Source organism: Methylobacterium sp. WL103, assembly GCF_008039885.1.
Taxonomy (GTDB): Bacteria; Pseudomonadota; Alphaproteobacteria; order Rhizobiales; family Beijerinckiaceae; genus Methylobacterium; species Methylobacterium cerastii.
In genome coordinates, this window is sequence record NZ_VRUX01000283.1 from 1 (window position 1) to 5,344 (window position 5,344).

Consider the following 5,344-nt stretch of genomic DNA (forward strand, 5'->3'; position numbering starts at 1 on the left):
GCGCGAGCCGGTCCGGGTCGCGGCCGCCGACGCGGCGTGAGCCCCGCTCCGGCTCGTCGATGAAACGCCCCGGGCGCCCTCTCGCGGCGCTCAGGCCGACGGTTCGTGGATCGGGCAACCGTTGAAGCGCTCGCGGAACTCGGCCGAGTGCTTGTAGGGCGCGTTGCGCGCCCGGTTGATGTTGCCGAGCGGACGGTGCGCGGCGAGCCCGGTCCAGACGCTGAAGCGCATCTGCTCGTCCACCGCCTGGACCCGGCCCGGCTCCCAGCTGTCCTGCGGGCGGACGGTGATCAGCCCGACCCGCTGGAACGGCGCCTCCGCCTCGTCCCATTCGACCGTCGGGTCCTCGACCGGCTGGCGCTCGCGATCGCGGCAGAGCTGCACCCTGAACTCCCACACCCCCTCGATGCCCTGCATCTCGGCGCTGACGGTCTCGCGGATCGCATTCGGCCGGCCGGAGGCGTCGATCTCGGTGCCGGTGAGCGCGGTCAACGCCGGGGCGACGGGGGCGATCGAGAACTTGGCGACATGGTCGCCGTACCGGAACGGGGTGACGCTGTAATAGGTCTCGCCGAGCGGGTCGACGTTCGGCGCGCCACCGAGGGCGCCCACGGTGGTGCTGTCGATGCCGACCGCGTGCAGCGCCTTGTTCACCCCGCGCAGCACGGTGGAGGCGGCGACCTTCAGGCCTTCGGCCCGGTCGGTGGTGCCCGCGAGCAGCTTGAGGCTGCCCAAGAACTTCTCGGCGTTCGGCGCCTGGAACACCTTGCCGTTGACGAAGATGAAGTTCTGCGTCGTCCCCTCGGCGCCGGGCAGGCGCTCGCCGGGCACGTCGAGCACCTTCAGGGCGAGACCGCGCGGCAGCGACACGGCGTCGGGCAGGATGTCGCCGGCGTTGGTCGAGAGCCGCATGTAGACCGGGTGCGTGCCGGGCGTGGCGAACAGGCCCTGCGCCAGCTCCGGGGCCAGGTTCGCGTCGATCGTCAGCACGCCTTCGAGGATGCCGTGCGACTTGGCGTGGACGGAGCGCACCGCGTGTCCCGAATCGTCGGCGACCCGCGTCAGGATGGTGTCGAAGGTCTGGTTCAGCCGCTCGATGGTCTGTCCCTCGTCGGGCGTCACCTGCTCGAGGTCGGGGCTGTAGCGGACGGGCATCGCGACCATGGGGGCCTCCGGATTTCGCTCGTGCGCAACGGATCTCCGGTGCATCCGTTCCCCGTCGCGAGCCCGCGCAGCGTCATCACAAGCCCGCGCAGCGTCATCCCGCCGAGCGGGAGGCCGTCACGACCCGCCGCATCAGCCGCGGGCGCCAGACGCCGAGGACGACGTTGGCGGTGGCGACGAACAGCAGCAGCCACAGGGTGTTGCGCTCCGGCCCGAGGGATTGGGCGAGCAGGCCGGGATCGAGGCGGCCGGCCAGCGCCTCGGCGCTCAACTCGGCCTCCTGCCGCATCGGCCCCTGCACGTAGACGAGCCCGCCCTCGAACATCAGCACGCCGGTGGCGAGCTTGGCCCAGGCCCAGACCGCCCGGTGAAAGGCGCGCTGCGCCAGGGCCAGCAGGCCGGACAGCAGGGTGAGCGCGAGCGAGGGCAGGAAGATCCAGGTGGCGACCGCACCCATCGCCCCGCGCATCAGCGCGTATCCGGCCCGGTCGGCGGTGGGCGGTACGAACACGAACAGCACCAGCAGGCAGGCCGCCGCCCCCATCAGGCCGATCGCGCCCATCGTGTGCAGGAACTTCAGGAGGCGTCGCACGGCGTTCCAACCCCCATTTGCCCGGGCCTCCGTCTCCCGCGGGCCGCGGCCAAGATAGGGTACGCCCGACGGGCGGGATAGCGCACGCGACACGCCGTCCCGGCCACCCGCACGCAGGCAACGGACGGCGCGCTCGCGGGTTGGCCCGGCATGACGAGCATCGCCATCATGATCGGGACGCCCGCGGGCTCGAAGCTCCTGGCGGCGGCGACCGAGCGGCAGGCCGCCCTCTCGGCCGAGCGGATCATCCTGCGCTGCCCGCGCGCCGCCCTGCCGGTGCCGCTCTGGGTCCAATGCGCCGACCCGGCGATCACCGCCCGGCTCAGCGCCTATCTCGGCGACCTTCAGGCCGAGCTGATCGGCGTCCCCGCAGCCTGAGGCCAGTCGATCCCGTCACGGCCCGTCTCGACCCTCTTGCATGCGCTCGACGCACCGGTATCCGACGAAGCACATCCGCACGTCACGGGTGGCCTCGAAGGCCGGCCGCGCCGTCAGCTCGATGGTGCAGAAGCCGCCGTCGCGGACGATCCGCTCGTAGGTCATCGCGCCGGTGGTCATCACCACGGCGCCGGCGCGGGCGACGAGGGCGGCGGCGTCCGCGCAGGTCAGCGCCCGGGTGTCGGGCCGCGCGCCGCCCGGCGATCCGCTCGGGGCGTAGTCCTGCCCGGTGCCGGGGCCTTCGGCGAGCGCCGGCGTCGCGAGGAGCGCGAGGCCTGCCAGACAGCGTGCGAACGAGGTCATCGAAGCTCCTCATGCCAGGTCCGCCCGTCGCGCTCGATCAGGGCGATGGCGGCGGTGGGGCCCCAGCTGCCGGCGGGGTAGGCGCGCGGCGGTTCCCGGCGGTCGGCCCAGGCCTTGAGCAGGCTGTCGGCCCAGGCCCAGGCGACCTCGACCTCGTCGCGGCGCATGAACAGGGTGGCGTTGCCGCGCACCACGTCCATCAGCAGGCGCTCGTAGGCGTCCGGGTAGCGCTGCTTGAAGGTCTCCTCGAAGGAGATGTCGAGGTTGGTCGGCCGGAGGCGCATGCCGCCGGGGCCGGGATCCTTGGTCATCACCTCGAGCTTCATCCCCTCCTGCGGCTGCAGGCGGATGACGAGGCGGTTCGGCTCGCGCCCGAACGACTCCTCGGGAAAGATCGAGAACGGCGCGGCGCGGAACTGCACCACGATCTCGGAGAGCTTCTGCGGCAGGCGCTTGCCGGTGCGCAGGTAGAACGGCACGCCGGCCCAGCGCCACGACTGAACCTCGACCTTGCAGGCCACGAAGGTCTCGGTGCGGCTGTCGTGCCCGAGCTCGTTGAGGTAGCCCTCCACCGGCTTGCCGTCGACGGCGCCCTGCACGTACTGGCCACGCACCGTCACCTGCTGCACGTCGCCGGCCGTGATCGGTTTCAGGGCGCGCAGCACCTTGAGCTTCTCGTCGCGCACCGAGTTGGCATCGAGGTTGAGCGGGCTCTCCATCGCGGTCAGGCACAGGAGCTGCAGGATGTGGTTCTGCAGCATGTCGCGCAGCGCCCCCGACGTGTCGTAGTAGCCGGCCCGGCCCTCGACGCCGACGGTCTCGGCCACCGTGATCTGGACGTGGTCGATCACGTCCGCCGTCCAAAGCCGGTCGAAGATCGTGTTGGCGAAGCGGAGCGCCAGCAGGTTCTGCACCGTCTCCTTGCCGAGGTAGTGGTCGATCCGGAAGATCTGCTCTTCCGGAAACACCTCGCCGACCGCGTCGTTGATCGCGCGGGCCGACTTGAGGTCCTTGCCGATCGGCTTCTCCAGAACGACGCGGGACTTCTCGCCGACGAGGCCGAACTTGGCGAGGTTCCGGCAGATCGAGCCGTAGAGGTCGGGCGAGGTCGCGAGGTAGAACGGGCGCACCTGGTCGGGCCGCTCGTCGAGCTTGGCCACGAGGTCGGGCCAGCCGTCGTCGCCGGCCCCGTCCACCGCCACGTAGTCGAGGTGGTCGAGGAAGGCGGCGAGCGTCGCCTCGTCGAGGTCGTCGGCCGCCACGAAGCGCTTCAGCGCGTCCCGCGTGCGGGCGCGAAACGCCTCGACCGCAAGTTCCGAGCGCGAGGCGCCGATGATCCGGGAGGTCGGCGGGATCTGGCCGTCCTTGTAGCGGTGGTACAGGGCCGGCAGCAGCTTGCGGGTGGTGAGGTCGCCGGTCGCGCCGAACACGACGTAGTCGAAGGAGGCGACGGGAATGATGGTGGCCAAGGGCTGCTCCCGGTTTGATGCGGCGGCGCGGATGTCCGCCCGCGGACGACTCGCGCGGCCGGCCCGATCCCACCCCGCGGCTTAGGCCTTTGCAATTGCTTCGCCAAGGTTTGGGCGACGGCAGGGCCGGGGGCGTGCGCCGCCGTTAAGCACGTCGCTTAGCGAGATGTTCAAGTCGGGACGGCATTCTCACGCTGCGGCCGGTCATGCGGTCCATCGAAGGCGCCCCGGGAGATCGGTCCGGCCATGCACCAGGATGACGAGCGGTACGCGCGCGACGCGGATTGGGACGAGCCGCGGCCGCGACGCCGGGGCGTGTTCGGGCGGGCGTTCTCGCTCCTCAAGCTCGCGCTGTTCCTCGCCCCGATGGCGCTGTTCGCCGCGAGCTACCTCGTGACCGATTGCGGGTCGCGCGCCGGCGCCGGCCTCGGCCAGCTGTTCAAGGCCGGCGCCTGCGCCCGCGGCGAGATCCTGAACGGCGCCCTGTCGCTCCCCACCGACCTCGCCGCCCTGCGCCGGGCGATGAACTGATTTCGGTCCGCGGCCGGTTTAGCCACGACACCGAGCCCCCATGCGCCCTCTTCTGAACGAGCCGACCATGTACGCCCACCCCACCGACGGCGCCGCACCGCGCCCGCTCACCGACGCGGAGCGGGCGCGCACCCGCCTGAACCGAATCGTGGCGCCGCGCTCGGACAGGGCGAAGCCGTGCAGGTCCGCCAACGCGCCCGCCGGAGCCTCGGCCAGGGCGTAGAAGGCGGCGCGGACGATCTCCTTCTTGCTTGCCTCCGGGTGCTTCTCCCGGATCGCGGCGCGGATCTCCTTCGGCTTCATCCCCGGCGTGACGACGTCGCGCATCGTCGCCGCGACTTCCGCGATGGACGCCATGTGTGGTCTCCTCGACGCAACCGGTCGGTCGATTCCGGCGGCGAAGCTTAACCCATGTGACCATCCGACGACACGGCCACAACTCTGGTATACCGCCGACCAGACCTTGTCCGCGCAGGCCCGACGCCGTATCGAAATTCCGTTCCTTCACGAGACCGGAACCAACTTCCAGGGCGCACCTCTGCCAAGAGGCGCGCCTTGTTTCGTCGGGGCTGGATGTTTCGCGACTGAGTCACCGTCCCGAGCCGCGCAACAGCATCTTGAGGCGCTGGTCGGCGTCGTCGATGCGGGCGGCGATGCCGCGGCGGATGCATTTGCCGAGGGTGTCGCCGGCATAGAAGCCGAGCTTCGCCTCCTGCTCGCGGCAGGCGGAGGTCGGCGGCCAGGCCAGGAACGCGGCGGCGGCGATGGCGATGACGAGGATCTCGATCACCAGCCAGCTGCCCCAGCCGAGGCGGAAGCCCTCGCGCTTGCCCGCGCCGTGCCGGGG

7 protein-coding genes and 1 pseudogene are annotated in these 5,344 nt (G+C 71.3%); 2 read left to right on the forward strand and 6 right to left on the reverse strand.

Features of this window, described 5'->3' with window-relative positions; translation table 11 throughout:
* Positions 1-90: 90 nt before the first annotated feature.
* Together FV222_RS16290 and FV222_RS16295 are read right to left on the reverse strand one after the other, a co-directional pair.
* A complete protein-coding gene (locus tag FV222_RS16290; protein ID WP_147815121.1) occupies positions 91-1,164 on the reverse strand; it encodes a catalase family protein in 1,074 nt (357 codons plus the stop codon).
* Between the two features lie 94 nt (positions 1,165-1,258).
* Positions 1,259-1,756 carry a hypothetical protein gene (locus FV222_RS16295; protein WP_147753311.1) on the reverse strand — a complete coding sequence of 166 codons (498 nt, stop codon included), beginning with the start codon at positions 1,754-1,756 and terminating at the stop codon, positions 1,259-1,261.
* 150 nt (positions 1,757-1,906) lie between these two features.
* Between FV222_RS16295 and FV222_RS16300 the strand changes: the two genes are divergently transcribed.
* Positions 1,907-2,134 carry a hypothetical protein gene (locus FV222_RS16300; protein WP_147753310.1) on the forward strand — a complete coding sequence of 76 codons (228 nt, stop codon included), beginning with the start codon at positions 1,907-1,909 and terminating at the stop codon, positions 2,132-2,134.
* 15 nt (positions 2,135-2,149) lie between these two features.
* On the opposite strand, the gene FV222_RS16305 is transcribed toward FV222_RS16300, so the two are convergent.
* Positions 2,150-2,497 (reverse strand): hypothetical protein, encoded by a 348-nt coding sequence (locus FV222_RS16305; protein WP_187273770.1) that lies wholly within the window; start codon positions 2,495-2,497, stop codon positions 2,150-2,152.
* Positions 2,494-3,966, reverse strand: a complete 1,473-nt coding sequence (zwf, locus tag FV222_RS16310; RefSeq protein ID WP_147764820.1) for a glucose-6-phosphate dehydrogenase — start codon at positions 3,964-3,966, stop codon at positions 2,494-2,496. Before zwf ends, FV222_RS16305 begins: the two co-directional genes overlap by 4 nt.
* Before the next feature lie 246 nt (positions 3,967-4,212).
* Between zwf and FV222_RS16315 the strand changes: the two genes are divergently transcribed.
* Complete coding sequence (locus FV222_RS16315) at positions 4,213-4,497, forward strand: hypothetical protein (protein ID WP_147764821.1); 285 nt, start codon at positions 4,213-4,215, stop codon at positions 4,495-4,497.
* Positions 4,498-4,515: 18 nt separating this feature from the next.
* Here FV222_RS16315 and FV222_RS29720 read toward each other — a convergent pair whose 3' ends face one another.
* Both FV222_RS29720 and FV222_RS29725 read right to left on the reverse strand, forming a co-directional pair.
* The gene (locus FV222_RS29720; RefSeq protein WP_187277356.1) at positions 4,516-4,854 is read right to left on the reverse strand and encodes a hypothetical protein; all 339 of its coding nucleotides are present in this window, start codon (positions 4,852-4,854) and stop codon (positions 4,516-4,518) included.
* Positions 4,855-5,086: 232 nt separating this feature from the next.
* Positions 5,087-5,344 (reverse strand): annotated as a pseudogene (locus FV222_RS29725) (hypothetical protein); the annotation flags it as partial.